Source organism: Lactobacillus agrestimuris (assembly GCF_943193025.1).
Lineage (GTDB): Bacteria > Bacillota > Bacilli > Lactobacillales > Lactobacillaceae > Lactobacillus > Lactobacillus agrestimuris.
On record NZ_CALPCQ010000020.1, the window covers coordinates 1 to 15,674 of the forward strand.

Below are 15,674 nucleotides of genomic sequence, written 5' to 3' on the forward strand. Positions count from 1 at the left end.
CAACTCCGATAGAATATCGGAATCACGCCTTAAATAATCCTATGTTTTAAACTGTCCAATTTTTGGGTCTCAGTTCACTTCGCTTCTTTTTTATTATCTAAAATTAGTTTAGTCTTCATTCCAAGTTGAATTTTCCTTGGCATCTTCTTCGGCTTCTTTTTCAAGACGAGCTTCAGTTTCTTCCATACTTTCATGATACTTTTCTTCAACTAAAATACCTAAGTCATCTAATTGTTGCTTAGCAACTGGAGCTGGAGCGTGCATCATTGGTTCTGAAGCACTAGCATTCTTAGGGAATGCAGTAACGTCACGAATGTTATCCTTTTCAGCCAAAAGCATAGCAAAACGATCAAGACCAATTGCAAGACCAGCATGTGGTGGGAAGCCCATATCCAAGGCATCAAGTAAGTAGCCAAATTGTTCATAAGCTCTCTTTTCAGTAAAGCCTAATGCCTTAAGCATCTTTTCTTGAATTGAACGCTTGTGGATACGGATTGAACCACCACCAAGTTCGTCACCGTTCATTACGATATCGTATGAACGAGCGTGAGCCTTATGAGGATCAGTATCTAATAACTTAATACCTTCATCATCTGGCATTGTGAATGGGTGATGGGCAGCAATCCAACGGCCGAATCCTTCATCGTATTCGAATAATGGCCAGTCAACAACCCAAACAAACTTGAATACACCCTTAGGAATGATACCTGTTTCCTTAGCGAATTCACGACGAAGGTGATCAAGTGAGTCACAACATACCTTCCACTTATCAGCGATAAAAGTAATTAATTCTCCACCTTCAAGATCGAATTCCTTCTTCAAAGCTTCTTTGTTTTCATCAGTTAAGAAACGTGATACAGGACCAGTGAATTCTCCATCTTCATACTTAACCCATGCCAATCCCTTAGCGTGGAATCTCTTGATAAAATCTGCCTTCTTATCAATATCTTTACGTGAATACTTGTCAGCACCGCCCTTTACAGCGATACCCTTTACAAAGCCACCATCAGCAATAGCTCCTGAGAACACCTTAAAGTCAGAATCTTTAAAGATTGAGCTTAAATCATGAATAAACATTTCGTAACGAAGATCTGGCTTGTCACAACCATACTTGTTCATCGATTCTTCCCAAGTAATACGTTGAATTGGAGTCTTAAGATCGATACCCATTACGTCCTTCATAACCTTCTTAAGAAGTCCTTCAGTGTAAGCTTGAACACCCTCTTCATCAAGGAATGAAGTTTCCATATCAATTTGAGTAAATTCAGGTTGACGGTCACCACGAAGGTCTTCATCACGGAAACAACGTGCGAGTTGGTAGTACTTGTCAAAACCTGCCCCCATTAACAATTGCTTGAACAATTGTGGTGATTGAGGAAGAGCGTAAAAACTACCTGGGTAAATTCTTGATGGAACTAAGTAATCACGTGCACCTTCTGGGGATGACTTACCTAAAATTGGAGTTTCAATATCAATGAAACCATTTTCGTCAAAGAATTCATGAACTGCACGCATAATCTTAGCGCGAAGCATAATTGCACGTTGTAAAGTTGGACGACGAAGGTCAAGGTAACGATATTTTAAACGAGTTTGTTCATTAGCGGTAATATCATTCTTAATTTCAAATGGTGGCACTTTTGATTTGTTCAAAATATCAATTTCAGTTGCATCAACTTCAACTTCACCGGTCTTCATGTCTGGGTTTACGCTTGAACGCTTAACAACTTTACCTTTAACTTCGATAACATATTCACTACCAAGTTCATCGGCAACGGACATTAAATCTTTTCCAGAATCCTTGTTAACGACGACTTGAACGATACCTTCACGATCACGAAGATCAATAAATACTAAGTTTCCTAGATTACGTACACGTTGTACCCAACCGTAAAGAGTTACCTCTTGACCTTCATATTTGCTAGTAATGTTACCACAGTAATCTGTTCTTTTATCCATGTGTTCCATTTTTAATCCTCTAATTTCTTCATGATATTTTTCATATCATTTAAATCTTCTAAGCTTAAATCAATGGTTTGACCATCTGATAAACGCTTAATATTTAACTGACCATTTTCAAGTTCTTTGGCCCCAAGAGTTATTACATACTTAGCATTCACACGATCTGCTTTTCTGAATTGGGCCTTAAGTTTCTTTTGATCAACGTCATATTGAGCCTTGAAGCCCTGGGCTCTGAGAGATCTTGCAATTTCAACTGCTTTAAGATCAGTTCCTTCACCAATATTAGTAATGAAGAAATCAATACCTTGATCAGTGAATAGATCTGAATTTTGTTCTTTCAAAACAAGCATCAATCTCTCTTCACCGATACCAAAACCAACGGCTGGAGTTTCAGGACCATCAAATTCTTCAACCAAGTGATCGTAACGTCCACCACCAAGAATAGTAGTAGCTGATTCCCACAAATTCTTATCATCTACCATAAATTCAAAGATGATACCTGTGTAGTAATCAAGACCACGAACCAAGTCATCATCAACAACGTAGTCAATCCCAAGTTGAGTCAATGTATTAGTAATCAATTCAAAGTTAACTTTTGTTTCTTCATCTAAGTATTCACGAATCTTAGGTGCATTTGGCAAGAATTGTTGATCTTCTTCGGCCTTTGAATCAAGAATACGAAGTGGATTCATTTCAAGACGTCTTTGAGAATCTTCTGAAAGTTGATCCTTAAGAGGTGTAAAGTAATTTACTAATGCATCATGATAATCTTGACGAACTTGACTATTACCTAAAGTATTAATATGAAGTTCATAATTCTTAACACCAAGTTCAGCAAGTAAGTCATGTCCCATCATAATGGTTTCAACATCAGCAAGTGGACTGCTCGAACCGAAACTTTCAACACCGATTTGGTGGAATTGACGTTGACGACCAGCTTGAGGTCTTTCATATCTGAATGTTGGATCAATGTAGAAAACGTTAAACGGTTTAACGATATCCGGACCATATAATTTATTTTCTACATATGCACGAACAACGCCGGCTGTTCCTTCTGGGCGAAGTGCAATGTGACGCTTACCCTTATCAAAGAAATCGTACATTTCCTTTTCAACAATATCTGAAGTTTCACCGCTTGAACGTACAAAAACTTCATAATTTTCAAACATTGGTGTTCTGATTTCGCGATAATTAGCGCGTTTGAAAAAATCACGAGCAGTTTGCTCAACTTTTTCCCATGAATCAGAAACGCCAGGTAAGATATCAACTGTACCCTTTGGTCTTTGAACTCTCATTTAATCATCCTTTATTTATATTTAACAAAATAAAAAGCGCCCTTGAAACGAATCAAGGGCGCTAAATTAGCACGGTACCACCTTATAGTTGCTGCGATTAACGCTCGCCAAACGAACCATTATCTGATAAAGGTGTCACAGACAGCTATCATTCCACTCTCTCACTAAAATGAGTGGTCTCTTTAAAATGAACCTGCTAATCTTCATTCTTTGTCATTGATAATTCTTTGTTTAGAATATATTTTTCAAGACTTAAAGTCAACCTATGTAAGCGATTTATTTGAATATTTTTACCTTACTTACATATCTAAAACAATTGTAAATGGCCCATCATTTTCAAGACTTACTTGCATATCGGCTCCGAACTCTCCAGTCTCAACATGGAAGCCTTTATCTTCAAGTTCTTTATTAAAATCTTCCCAAAGTTCTTTTGACCTTGGTGGACGCATCGCATCAACGAAGCTTGGACGATTTCCCTTTTTAGTATTAGCAAGTAAAGTAAATTGACTTACGCTAAGAATTTCACCATTAACATCTTTCAACGATAAATTAGTTTTACCATCTTCATCTTCAAAAATTCTCATTTTGGCAATTTTATCAGCAGCCTTTTTCACTACATCTAATTCATCACCATCTTTTAAGCCTACTAATAGTAAAAAGCCCTTTTTTATCTTACCAACAGTCTCACCGTCAATATCAACTTGAGCATGATTTACTCTTTGAATTATAACTCTCATTAATTATCTGACCTCTTAGTTTCATAAACATCTGGAAGATCACGTAACTTACTCAAAATATCACGTAATTGTTCCGCATTTCTAACCGCAACCGTTACATAAATATGAGCAATATTTTCATCATTAACCTTACCTGAAATATTATTAATATTAGTAGTTAATGAATTCAACTTATTAATCACATCACTAAGTAAGTTGCCGCGATTATATCCAAAGATCTCAATATTAGCGTTAAAGGCTTGTAGCTTGCCGCTATCGTCAACATTTTCCCATTCGACATCAATTAAACGACCTTGATCCTCAGCCTCTTTAGTAATGTTACGACAATCAGCACGGTGAATTGTAACCCCGCGGCCTTTAGTAACATAACCAATAATGTCATCCCCTGGAACTGGGTTACAACATTTAGCTAGGTGAAGCATTAAATCACTAACACCCTGAATCATTACACCATTGCGGTGCTTAATCTTCATAGTGGCATTGCTATTAGACCTACTTGGCTTTTCATCGTCTATAGCTGCCTTTTGACCGGAGTTAAGAATTTCTTCTTCACGTTTTTTTTGCTTTTCTTCTTCATCTTTTCTACGTAAATCGAAAGTCAAACGATTATATACTCCGATTGCTGATTGATCACCGAAACCAATGGCTGCAAATAATTCATCAGGATTACGGTAATTGAAATGTTCAAGGATTTTTTCTATATGTTCTTTATCCATATATTCCTTGGCATTTAGGTCATTTTCACGCAGAAGCTCGGCCACTTCATGTTTACCATGTTCAATACTATCTTCACGATCAAGCGCTCTAAAGTAACGACGAATTTTATTACGAGCACGTGAAGTCTTAACCATATCCGCCCAGTCACGTGATGGTGTCGCATTTGACTGAGTCAAAATATCAATTACATCACCATTTTTCAACTTATAATCGAGTGGAACAAGCTTCCCATTAACGCGTGCACCAACGGCGTGACTACCTACTTGAGTGTGAATTTCATAGGCAAAATCAAGTGTAACCGATCCCTTCGGAAGTTCATAAACTTCACCTTTTGGAGTAAAAACATAGACACGATCAGAGAAAATATCACTCTTTACGCTCTTCATAAATTCTCCAGCATCTTTTGTTTCATCCTTTAATTCAAGGATCTCACGAACCATGTCGAGCTTTTCGCCTGAAGTAGTTTCCTTTACACCTTCAAAGTTACCTTGCTTATATGCCCAGTGTGCAGCCACACCATATTCAGCAACTTGATGCATTTCTTCAGTTCTAATCTGAATTTCAAGTGGTTTTCCACCAGGTCCGATAATTGTTGTATGAAGTGATTGGTAACCATTAACCTTTGGTACAGCAATGTAATCCTTAAATCGACCAGGCATTGGTTTCCACTCAGTATGAACCGCACCTAAAACTGCGTAACAATCACGAACCGTCTTAACAATGACACGAACAGCAAGTAAATCATAGATTTCATCAAAATCCTTGTGCTTTTCAACCATCTTTTTGTAGATTGAATAAATATGCTTTGGTCTACCATAAATTTCGTATTGAATCCCAAGACTATCTAAGGTCTTTTTCAAAACACTGACTGCATCAGAAATATATTTTTCACGTTGACTACGTTTTACATCCATTAAGCCGACAATGCGGTAATAAGCATCTGGATTAAGATAGTGGAAACTCATATCTTCAAGTTCCCACTTAATTGTTCCGATACCAAGTCGATCGGCAAGTGGTGCATAAATATCCATTGTTTCTGAAGCAATTCGTCTTTGTTTATCTGGACGAAGATGCTCCAAAGTATGCATATTATGCAAACGATCAGCAAGTTTTACTAAGATAACTCTGATATCCTTAGCCATCGCAATCAACATTTTACGGTGATTTTCAGCTAAAAATTCCTGGTGTGACTTATATTCATATTTATTTAACTTAGTTACACCATCAACAATAAATGCAACATCTGAGCCAAATTTTTCTTTAATATCGTCGTTAGTAACCGGAGTATCTTCAACAGTATCATGTAAGAACCCAGCCGCAATAGTATCTGGATCAAGACCTAAATTGGCCAAGGTACCAGCTACTTGTATTGGGTGAACAATATAAGGTTGACCGGATGCACGCTTTTGATCAGCATGAGCTTTATTAGCAAATTCAAAGGCACTTTCAACAAATGTCAATTGCTCATCATTCATATATTCTCTACAAGCATCAATTACTTGTTCATGCGTCATTTCAATGTATTTTGACATTGAAGATCATCCCTTCTAACGATAAATGTTTTTATCCATTAAACCAAAAAGTTCAAATATGAAATAAATTATGCCAAAAATCAAATTATAGTTAGCAAACTTTGGAAAAATTGCTAAACAAAATAATCCTGGAAGTATTAATAACCACCAACGCTTCAAATTAAGTTGCAAAATTTGTTTACCTACATGGTAACTAATAATGCTATTGATAATGATAAACAAAAGTCCAATTCGCCAAACAATTGGTACACTTACCAGACTAAATAAATATGGCAAAACCGCAACTAAAATACTCCAGCAAATAATTGGCATAAATTTATATTCAATCAATTTCTTAATCCAAGAAATTGATTGAACCTTTTGTATTAATTTTTGTGCTTTTTTCATCTAAGTTTAATTTATCCTTTATTTTACTTTTCTTTTCTAGTGATAGCAAGCCCTACCCATCTACCTTGTCTCATATTAAGATCAATCTTAAAGCCGTATTCATCGAGGGATTTTTCAATCTTAGGGAGTTGTAAATAGTCAATACCTGAGAAGATCACCTGACCACCTTCATTAAGATGAGCATTCATTTGAGGAATCAATTCAAGTAAAATTTCGGCTAAAATATTAGCTACAATTAAATCAAACTTTCCATCTACACCCGCTAATAGGCTTGTCTTTTGAACAGAAATATTATTTAAATTATTTAAGCTAGAATTCTCTTGCGCAGCCGTCATTGATTCATCAGAAATATCTGTTGCCAACACACTTTTAGCACCAAGTTTTGATGCAGCAATAGCCAAAATTCCTGACCCAGTACCAACATCAACTACAGTCATTGGGCGAACCATTCCACGTTCAATCCCCATCATGGCAAGCTGAGTAGTCTTGTGATTTCCGGTACCAAAGGCAAGGCCTGGATCAAGCCTAATCAATTTTTGATCGCTAAAAGCAGGCTTGTAATCTTCCCATTCAGGTACAATAGCTAAGTGACGAGAAAAATCAATAACATGGTAATATTTTTGCCATGCAGTATTCCAATCCTGGTCAGCAATATATGATGAAGTAATCTTAACATCACCAACATCTAAGCCATAACCCTTTAATTCTTCAAGTTTATCAGTAAATTTCTTAATTAAACTATCTTTATCTGCTTCTTCATCAAAGTAAGCCATAAATTGTAAGTCTTCTGGTAAATCTTTAATATCATCCATCTCAACTACAGTTGAATCATGGAGCCAACCAGCTTGTTCGAAGTCGCTTCTCTTTCTACTTTCAGTACCCAAGGCGTTTAAATTGTCTTGTGCAAAGATACTTAAAGCATCTTCAACTTCATGACTTGTTTCAATTTTTATTACGAGTAATTTCATTATATTATTAACCCCCCTTTAAAAAATCTCCTCGGCAATGCTATCATATTTTTTGGGTGATAAACATGTCAAAGAAGAAAAAGAAAAATAAACTTGAAAAAACTTTAGTCGAAAAAATTCTCGACCAAAATAAAATCAAGTATCGTCAAGCTTCATTTGCAACTCACCAAGATCACGGTGGTGTTGCGCAAATGGATACTTCTATTTTAGAAGAGAATGAAGATTTAGTCTACAAAACTCTTGTATGTGAAGGAAATAAAACTGGTCCAGTCGTTGGGGTAGTTCCAGTAACCGAGCACTTAAGCTTGAAAAAGCTTGCAAAAGTTTCCGGTAATAAAAAGTGCGAAATGCTTCCATTAAAGAAATTGCAAAAGACAACCGGCTATGTTCATGGAGCAAACACTCCAATTGGTATCTGGTTTAACCATCACTACCCTATCTATCTTGATGACAGTATGAAAGATAAAGAAGAAGTTGGGGTATCTAGCGGTGAGGTTGGACGTAGTGTGTTCTTAAATCCAGAAGATTTAGCTAAATTCTGTGAGACCGACTTTTATGACTTAAAAGAATAAAAAAGCGCTCACAAGTAATCTTCAATTGTGTTATATTAGTTATGCACCACATATAGATTATTAAAACACAGGAGAAGATGAATAAAATGAATTTATCAATGGGATTAGTTGGCTTTGCCATTGCTATTGCTGCAGTTTTGCTAGTAATGAAATTGGCATTACTCAAATAATCAACATATGAGTTTTATTAAAGAGCAGTTCGAGACTGCTCTTTTTATATTTCTAATTTACGTTATTTATTAAAAGAGATTTATAACGCTGCTCATTATACTTGATACAAATATTATCCTTTGAAAATAAGTTATAAAAATATAAATTCATGAATAAATAACTAAGACTTTTTTACAAAACATAACTAGAAAAGTTATTTTTATGGTATTCTATACTTGATATGGATATGCGAATTGTTTTATTAAATATAAATCATGGGGAAATTGGAGGATGAATTCCATGAAGTCTAAAAATAATTGTATATTTACAAACAAGTTCGAAAGCAAGCAAAGATTTGGTTTCCGCAAATTATCTATTGGGTTAGTTGCAGCAGCTTTAGGTACTACATTTATGATTACCGATGCTCAAGTTACTCACGCAGACGAAACAAATCCATCTACTCAAGCTTCTGAGCAAAGCAAACAAGAAACAACTACATCTACTACATCTACCGATTCTGCTTCTCAAGTAGTTAAAGGAAAATCAAATAATCTTACTTTAGCTGCTCAGGATCAAAATAATCACCAAACTCAAGATGCTACTGTTGATTCTAAATCGGCAAAAGAAACGAATGTCGATGTTTATGCAACCTCATCTGATAATGAAGGTAATGATACCAACAACATACTTACCGATAATCAAGTGACTGATATTATGGCTGGTCAAGATAATATCTACATCCACACTGACATCACTAACTTGCAAGCTAATGATAAAAAGATCAAGTTCAACTTTAATGATACTAAGAACGACTTAGTCATTAATACTGAAGATAATTTCCAAACTAATATTAATGGCTGGATGGTAACCAAAGATACTCCTGATTCAGTAATCGCTGAATGGACCAATACTAACTTAAACCCATCAAGTCTTTCACTTTCGATTCCAGTTATCGGTAAAGTTACTAATAGTTCAACAACTCTTGATGCTAACAATCCAACTCAAGCAAGTTTAACTATTACAATTGGTGATAGTGCTCCAATCGTAAAAGATCTCTTTAAGGCAGATGTTCTTCCATATGAAGATAAAGTTGTCGAAGATGAAATCATTAAAGGCTTCTCAATGGGTCAAAAAGACTTTAATAGCGAAGTTGGTTACGGCAATATTAGTCAAGAAGATATTGATAAATATAATTTAAATGAAGAAACTAAGTTATTACAATGGGGTATCTACTTCAACTATGGCCAAGGAATTAAACTTAATCCATTAGAAAATGCTCATTTCGATGCCCTCTTCCATGGTGACCAAACTTTTCTCCCTGGTTCGATCAAAGTATGGCAAGTTCCTGACAACTTGATTGTTAACACTGATGGTGAAAGATATGGAATTGATGATACCGTTTCTTACAATGGTCAAGACACTAAAGTTTATGAAGTTATTACAGAAGACGGCAATTATAGACCTAACTTTGTTAAATACTTACAAGTAAACAGTAATAATGCGACTGCGCCAAATGGCTTTGCAGTTGATCAAAGAAAATCTAACGAAAATGTAACTTTCTATATTCCAGTAAATGGTCAAAATGATACTAACTTTAGTAAGCATGCATACTTCATTCAAGTTGATACTGCCTTGCCAAAGGACCAAACTAATCCAGGCAATGGTGCCTACATGATTTATCAATCATTCCAAGGTCAAGGAACTACTCCAGAATCACATATTGCCTTCTTAAATAAGAATATAACTGGTTCTGGTACAGGAACTGATATCCTTTATGATCAAGAAGCCCAATTGAGATTCTATGATGACACTACTAATACTTGGATTGAAACCAGCGATCCATATGTTGTAGATACTAAAGGTCTTTTTAACGAAACAATTAACTTCGGTGAAAAAGCTCAAAATCTCTATGACCAACTTATCAATAAGCACTACCTATTAGTAAATGTTCAAAAAGCAAATAGTGCAACTGACAAGGGACAAAGTATTTTAAGTGACAAATTTAACACAAATTATATCTATGGCAGCTTTGATAACACTGACAATAGTCAAGACCCAACCCAAGATGCGCAACCTCAATTCTTTGTTGTTCACTTTAAACATGATATTCAAAAAGGCTCTGAAGAAAAGACAATCAACGAAGTAATTGACTACATTGATGCAGAAACCAAGAAGTCAATTGCTCCTTCATACAAATCCGCCACTCTTGCTTTTACTAGAACTAAAGATACAGACTTAGTAACAAATGAAGTAAAGTACGGAAAGTGGTCAATCAGCTCACTTAAGTCTGTTGAAAATCCAAAAATTGATGGCTACACTATCGATGCTAAAGATATTACTGAACAATTAAATGGTACTGACAGCAAATTACTTGCAACAAACGAAAAAGAAGTTGGCGGCATCCTATTCACTGAAGATCAAATTAATGGATTACCAAAGGCTTCAACAATCGCAGTTGTCGTTCCTTACAATAAAGTACCCGATACTCCAAACATCCCTAACGTTCCTGTAATTCCAAGTGAGCCAACTCAACCTGACCAACCTACTGTTCCAGACCAGCCAAGCATTCCAAGTAAGCCTCAACAACCTACTGAACCAGGAACTGTTCGTCCCCACTCAACTAATGTTCCAAAGAATAAAAATCTAAAGCACTCAAGAAAACAAAATTCTAAGAACTATGGTCATGGTAATAGTTCTAAGCTTGTAAACACTGATTATAAAGTTCCTAACAATCAAACAACAAATCCATTAAAGGAAAGTAAAGAAAGTTTACCAAATACTGGCGTTAAGGATAATAAACTTGGACTTATCGGTTTAGCTTTCGCTTCCCTTGCTGGAATCTTTGGCATTGCGGGTTCTAAGCGCAAACACGACTAAGTTTTAATTCCTTGAAAATATTTAATAAAAAAAGAGATCGAAAATTCGATCTCTTTTTTCATGCGCCTATAAATCAACGTGACGCCATTTTTTATCTGTTAAAATTCTTGCTGCAAGTAATCCAAGCGGTAATGCTAAAATAATCATCAACGCTCCAGTTAACCAGTAAGCTCCAACATTAATATTAGTGATTCCAAAATTGAACATTCCACGATACATATATAGTCCTGGAACCATAATCACAATAGATGGAACTGTTAAAGCAATTCTAGGGAAGCCCACGCGATGTCTAACAACACTAGCTAAAAGTCCAGCAATTAAAGCTCCGAGGAAAGCAGCTAAAGCAGCTGGAAAATGAGCATAATCTACTAAGCTTAAGCGAGTCGTATTGGCAATTGCACCAATCACAGCAGCTATAAAGGCCATTTTAGGGTAAGAATTAAACATTATTGAGAATCCAAATACCCCACAGAAGCTAGCAAGCAATCTCAGCGCTAGTAATAATCCAATACCTAGCTTCAATTCTGGCATGGCTCCAGGCCTTAATTGAAGTAACATTGCTACGGCCCAGCCAGACATAGTCGCTATTAAGACAATTAAAACCGCATAAGCTAGCCTTTCAAGACCAGATCGCATATCTAGTTTAGACATGTCAAGTCCTGCAGTAATAAACGGAAATCCGGGAATAACGAAAAGCATAGCTCCAATATAGCCGTATGCATGTGCAGGATTAAGGTTCATTGCCACCTTTAAAATATGGAAAACAATAAAATAGGTTAAACATGCTGCAGCTACACTTACTGAGGTTTTTCCAACTAAGGTAACTTTCGCCATCTTCCCTCTAACATAATTACCTACTCCGGCTCCAAAAAAGGCACAGATGACTTCAGGCCAGCCTCCCCCTAGTAAAAAAATAAATCCGCCACAGGCTAATCCAGAAGCAAGTCCCTTTAGCCAAGTAGTATAATTTGACTTAATGTGCTCTATTTCGTCAAGACGATGTTTAATTTGACCTAAGGTCCAGTGACCGTGTCCTTTTTGAAATTGGCGGACAAACTTCTCTAACTCATTAAGCCGAGTCATGTTAACTCCTGTTGCTGGAAGTGATAAAGTCTGTGAATATGATTGATTGTCGACATCAAAACAAGTATACGAAATTGAAACTAGACCAATATCGGCTGAACAGGTAATCCCAAGTGTTCTTGAAATAGTATCCATCGAATCGCGAACTCGCCAAGAACCGGTTCCGCATGCTAGTAACATCAATCCTATTCTACCGACCAGCGATCCCTTTTCAACTAGAGTTGCATTTTTGGCTAAGGTATCATCATCACTTTTAAAGAATTCTTCCCAACGAATCTTCATATGATGGTGGTGCGAAAGTTTCTTTCGCTCTTGTTTTTGATATTCGGTTTCTTCTGTCATTTTTTCCTTTTCTTTTCTTTCATTAATTAAGCAATAGCTTTTTATATTTTACCACACCCTCTCTCTAATGCACCTTTAGTTATTAAATACAAGAAAAAAGCGTAGCGGTGCTACGTTTTTAAATGAAAGATAGATTTAATATTATTTTTAATCGAACTTTACACCAGCCAAAACTTCTTGCATCTTGTCTGCAGAGTTGATCATCTTAGCCTTTTCTTCATCACTAAGCTTAGTCTCAATAACTTGGCTGATACCACTGCCATTAATAACAGTTGGAGTACCTAGGTAAAGTTTATGCTTAATGCCGTATTCGCCTTCAATTGGAGCTGAAAGTGGAAGTACGATTGAACGATTTTCAAGAATGGCAGCCACAATTTGGGTAAGCATCATAGCAACACCGTAGAATGTAGCACCCTTGTTTGCAATGATCTTTCCACCCTTTTTACGGATTTCAGTTTCAATTTCAGTCAAAGTTGCATCATCAAGTTCTGGATATTCACTAAGAGGCTTACCATTAGCAGTTGATTCGGCAAAATTTTCAAATGAAGTATCACCGTGTTCACCAAGAACCATTGAATCAATCTTGTTTACTGGCAAGTTAAGCTTCTTGGCAAGAGCAACCTTAAGTCTCATTGAATCAAGTGAAGTACCTGTACCAATGACCTTGTTTTTAGGGAAACCTGATAACTTTTGAGTTAAAGTCGTAAGAATATCAACTGGGTTAGCTGAAACTACAAATACACCATGGAATCCCGAATCTACAATTGGCTTAATGATACTTTGTAAGATCTTTACATTTTTAGTAACTAAATCAAGACGAGTTTCACCTGGTTTGCGAGGTACACCAGCAGTAATAACTGCAACATCAGCATCACTTGCTTCACTATAGTCACCAGCATGAATGTTGGTTTCACCTGTAAATGGTGTAATATCTTCAAGGTCCATTGCATCACCAACAGGACGATCCTTAGCTACATCAAAGATAACTAATTCATCGATTTGAGTATTTTGCAATAAATCATTTGCAAAGGTTGAACCAACACTACCATCACCAACTAGAAATACTTTTTTACTCATTATAGAAAATATCCTTTCATTTTTTATTCACTCGTTTTTTAATCACATATTTATTATACCTTACTTTTCAGAAAGCGATTACATATTTTAAACATTTTTTATTGCTATATTATTAATTATGTAAAGCTTAAGCTATAAAATAAAAAGATCAGATTATAAAATCTGATCTAAGATACTTATTTAAATGATTAACTACTGTGAAATAAATTTTTTACATATAGATTATCTATTTTGATGGTTTAATTTTTTGGCAAAGAAATCTCCTACAACTTGCACAATCAAGATTAAGACAACAACCAATATAGTAGCAACCCAAGTTACATCATTATTAAAGCGGTTGTAACCATATGCAATCGCGGTATTACCTAAACCACCGGCACCAATTGCTCCAGCCATTGCTGTTAAACCGATAAGTGAAATAACAGTTACGGTTGATACACGAATCAGTTCTGATCTTGATTCACGCAAGTAAACATCAAAGATAATGTCCCAGATGGTAGCACCCAAACTTTCTGCAGCTTCAACCTTTCCTGAGTCAACACTTTCAAGTGCAACTTGAACTTGACGAGCATAGAAAGGAAATACACCTAAAGTTAATGGTACTAAGGCAGCCTTCATTCCGATCTGAGTACCAACAATTTTTTGAGTAACTGGTGCAATAAATGCAAGCAAGATGACAAATGGAATAGCTCTAAAGATAGAAACTAACTTATCACAAACATTAAACCAGAATTTATTAGGACGAATACCATCATCTTTTGTTACTACCAATAAAATACCGAAAATAATTCCGAGGATTCCACCAAAAATTGCCGACCAAAATGTCATGAAAAGCGTTTGAAAAATACTAGTTCCCCAGCCGGCATCCCCACCCCAGCCAAGTTGAAAGACATTGGGCATAATTTGTTCTAACCAATTAATCATATAAGTTCCCCTTTTCATCCAATCTTGTTAAAGTTACATTTTGTTCATTTAAAAATTCACGTGCTTGTTTTTGCTTATCTTGATCCCCTTTGACTAAAACAACCAAAGTACCAATTGCTTCATCATTTAAAAGCTCTACGTTACCATATAACATACTTACCTCTACTCCAATTTGACGGTAAAGCTCAATAATAATTGATTTCGTCACATTGGCAATACTGTAGACAAGCTGGTAAACTTCTTCGTCAGCTCCAAGCTTACCTAAATTCAATGACTCTAAAGTTGAAATGGCTTCAAGTGATCCACCCACAAACTTCTTAGTCAATTCTTGCTTAGGGTGAAGGAAGATTTGACGTAAATTACCATCTTCAATCACTTTTCCATGTTCCATTACGGCAACCTTAGTTGCGATTCGTTTTACCGCATCCATTTCGTGCGTAATTAAAATTACGGTTAGGCCAAGTTCTTTGTTCAACTTCTTAAGCAAATCCAAGATCTGTTGCGTATTCTGAGGATCAAGTGCTGAAGTTGCTTCATCAGAAATTAAGATATCTGGTTGATTTGCTAAGGCTCTAGCGATGGCCACACGTTGCTGTTGACCACCTGATAATTCAACTGGATAGAAATCCGCCTTATCTTTTAAATCTACCAAATCAAGTAATTCCAAAGATCTCTTTTCTAGTTCTTCATCACTTAACTTAGAATGCTTCAATGCAAAAGCTACATTTTCAAGAACAGTAGTCTCATTCAATAAATTGAAGTTTTGGAAGATCATTCCAATTTTTCTTCGCTCTAATTGAAGATCTTTGTTAGAAATAACTTGCTTGCCATCTTTAATAAAATCAACATTATTAATTTTAATATTTCCAGCACTTGGTTTTTGCAATAAGTTAATAGTTCTTACAAGAGTGGATTTACCCGCACCTGAAAATCCAACAATTCCGTAAATATCTCCCTTTTCAACGTGTAAAGTTACATCTGATACGGCCTTTACCACTTTTCCTTTTTTTTGAGGAAAATCTACATCAACGTGTTCAATCTCAATAACGCTCAT

The 15,674-nt window shown here is 35.9% G+C and carries 12 protein-coding genes; 2 read left to right on the forward strand and 10 right to left on the reverse strand.

Annotated features, from left to right (window positions below):
• Positions 1–108 precede the first annotated feature (108 nt).
• From aspS to prmA, 6 genes are all read right to left on the reverse strand, one after another.
• On the reverse strand, positions 109–1,965 hold the full coding sequence (gene aspS, locus NFR82_RS06780; RefSeq protein WP_251717533.1) for an aspartate--tRNA ligase: 1,857 nt from the start codon (positions 1,963–1,965) through the stop codon (positions 109–111).
• Positions 1,966–1,967: 2 nt separating this feature from the next.
• The gene (gene hisS / locus NFR82_RS06785; protein WP_251717534.1) at positions 1,968–3,254 is read right to left on the reverse strand and encodes a histidine--tRNA ligase; all 1,287 of its coding nucleotides are present in this window, start codon (positions 3,252–3,254) and stop codon (positions 1,968–1,970) included.
• Between the two features lie 299 nt (positions 3,255–3,553).
• The gene (gene dtd / locus NFR82_RS06790; protein ID WP_251717535.1) at positions 3,554–3,991 is read right to left on the reverse strand and encodes a D-aminoacyl-tRNA deacylase; all 438 of its coding nucleotides are present in this window, start codon (positions 3,989–3,991) and stop codon (positions 3,554–3,556) included.
• A complete protein-coding gene (locus tag NFR82_RS06795; protein WP_251717536.1) occupies positions 3,991–6,240 on the reverse strand; it encodes a RelA/SpoT family protein in 2,250 nt (749 codons plus the stop codon). The genes dtd and NFR82_RS06795 overlap by 1 nt, the downstream gene beginning before the upstream one ends.
• 15 nt (positions 6,241–6,255) lie before the next feature.
• On the reverse strand, positions 6,256–6,627 hold the full coding sequence (locus tag NFR82_RS06800) for a hypothetical protein (protein ID WP_251717537.1): 372 nt from the start codon (positions 6,625–6,627) through the stop codon (positions 6,256–6,258).
• A 23-nt stretch (positions 6,628–6,650) separates the two neighbouring features.
• On the reverse strand, positions 6,651–7,595 hold the full coding sequence (gene prmA / locus NFR82_RS06805; RefSeq protein WP_251717538.1) for a 50S ribosomal protein L11 methyltransferase: 945 nt from the start codon (positions 7,593–7,595) through the stop codon (positions 6,651–6,653).
• A gap of 65 nt (positions 7,596–7,660) precedes the next feature.
• On the opposite strand from prmA, the gene NFR82_RS06810 reads away from it, so the two are divergent.
• On the forward strand, positions 7,661–8,167 hold the full coding sequence (locus NFR82_RS06810) for an aminoacyl-tRNA deacylase (RefSeq protein ID WP_251717539.1): 507 nt from the start codon (positions 7,661–7,663) through the stop codon (positions 8,165–8,167).
• Between the two features lie 450 nt (positions 8,168–8,617).
• Complete coding sequence (locus NFR82_RS06815) at positions 8,618–11,194, forward strand: mucin-binding protein (RefSeq protein ID WP_251717540.1); 2,577 nt, start codon at positions 8,618–8,620, stop codon at positions 11,192–11,194.
• 66 nt (positions 11,195–11,260) lie between these two features.
• Here NFR82_RS06815 and NFR82_RS06820 read toward each other — a convergent pair whose 3' ends face one another.
• The 4 genes from NFR82_RS06820 to NFR82_RS06835 form a co-directional block, all read right to left on the reverse strand.
• On the reverse strand, positions 11,261–12,619 hold the full coding sequence (locus NFR82_RS06820; RefSeq protein WP_251717541.1) for a threonine/serine exporter family protein: 1,359 nt from the start codon (positions 12,617–12,619) through the stop codon (positions 11,261–11,263).
• Positions 12,620–12,766: 147 nt separating this feature from the next.
• Positions 12,767–13,696 carry an L-lactate dehydrogenase gene (locus NFR82_RS06825; protein WP_251717542.1) on the reverse strand — a complete coding sequence of 310 codons (930 nt, stop codon included), beginning with the start codon at positions 13,694–13,696 and terminating at the stop codon, positions 12,767–12,769.
• A gap of 222 nt (positions 13,697–13,918) precedes the next feature.
• A complete protein-coding gene (locus NFR82_RS06830) occupies positions 13,919–14,620 on the reverse strand; it encodes a methionine ABC transporter permease (protein ID WP_251717543.1) in 702 nt (233 codons plus the stop codon).
• The gene (locus NFR82_RS06835) at positions 14,613–15,674 is read right to left on the reverse strand and encodes a methionine ABC transporter ATP-binding protein (RefSeq protein ID WP_251717544.1); all 1,062 of its coding nucleotides are present in this window, start codon (positions 15,672–15,674) and stop codon (positions 14,613–14,615) included. The genes NFR82_RS06830 and NFR82_RS06835 overlap by 8 nt, the downstream gene beginning before the upstream one ends.

Bases quoted from the DNA above. Each gene is read 5' to 3' on its own strand.
- NFR82_RS06830 (WP_251717543.1), bottom strand. From the start codon at position 14,620: ATGATTAATTGGTTAGAACAAATTATGCCCAATGTCTTTCAACTTGGC.
- NFR82_RS06800 (WP_251717537.1), bottom strand. From the start codon at position 6,627: ATGAAAAAAGCACAAAAATTAATACAAAAGGTTCAATCAATTTCTTGG.
- NFR82_RS06810 (WP_251717539.1), top strand. From the start codon at position 7,661: ATGTCAAAGAAGAAAAAGAAAAATAAACTTGAAAAAACTTTAGTCGAA.
- dtd (WP_251717535.1), bottom strand. From the start codon at position 3,991: ATGAGAGTTATAATTCAAAGAGTAAATCATGCTCAAGTTGATATTGAC.
- NFR82_RS06795 (WP_251717536.1), bottom strand. From the start codon at position 6,240: ATGTCAAAATACATTGAAATGACGCATGAACAAGTAATTGATGCTTGT.
- NFR82_RS06825 (WP_251717542.1), bottom strand. From the start codon at position 13,696: ATGAGTAAAAAAGTATTTCTAGTTGGTGATGGTAGTGTTGGTTCAACC.
- NFR82_RS06820 (WP_251717541.1), bottom strand. From the start codon at position 12,619: ATGACAGAAGAAACCGAATATCAAAAACAAGAGCGAAAGAAACTTTCG.
- hisS (WP_251717534.1), bottom strand. From the start codon at position 3,254: ATGAGAGTTCAAAGACCAAAGGGTACAGTTGATATCTTACCTGGCGTT.
- prmA (WP_251717538.1), bottom strand. From the start codon at position 7,595: ATGAAATTACTCGTAATAAAAATTGAAACAAGTCATGAAGTTGAAGAT.
- NFR82_RS06815 (WP_251717540.1), top strand. From the start codon at position 8,618: ATGAAGTCTAAAAATAATTGTATATTTACAAACAAGTTCGAAAGCAAG.
- NFR82_RS06835 (WP_251717544.1), bottom strand. From the start codon at position 15,674: ATGAGCGTTATTGAGATTGAACACGTTGATGTAGATTTTCCTCAAAAA.
- aspS (WP_251717533.1), bottom strand. From the start codon at position 1,965: ATGGAACACATGGATAAAAGAACAGATTACTGTGGTAACATTACTAGC.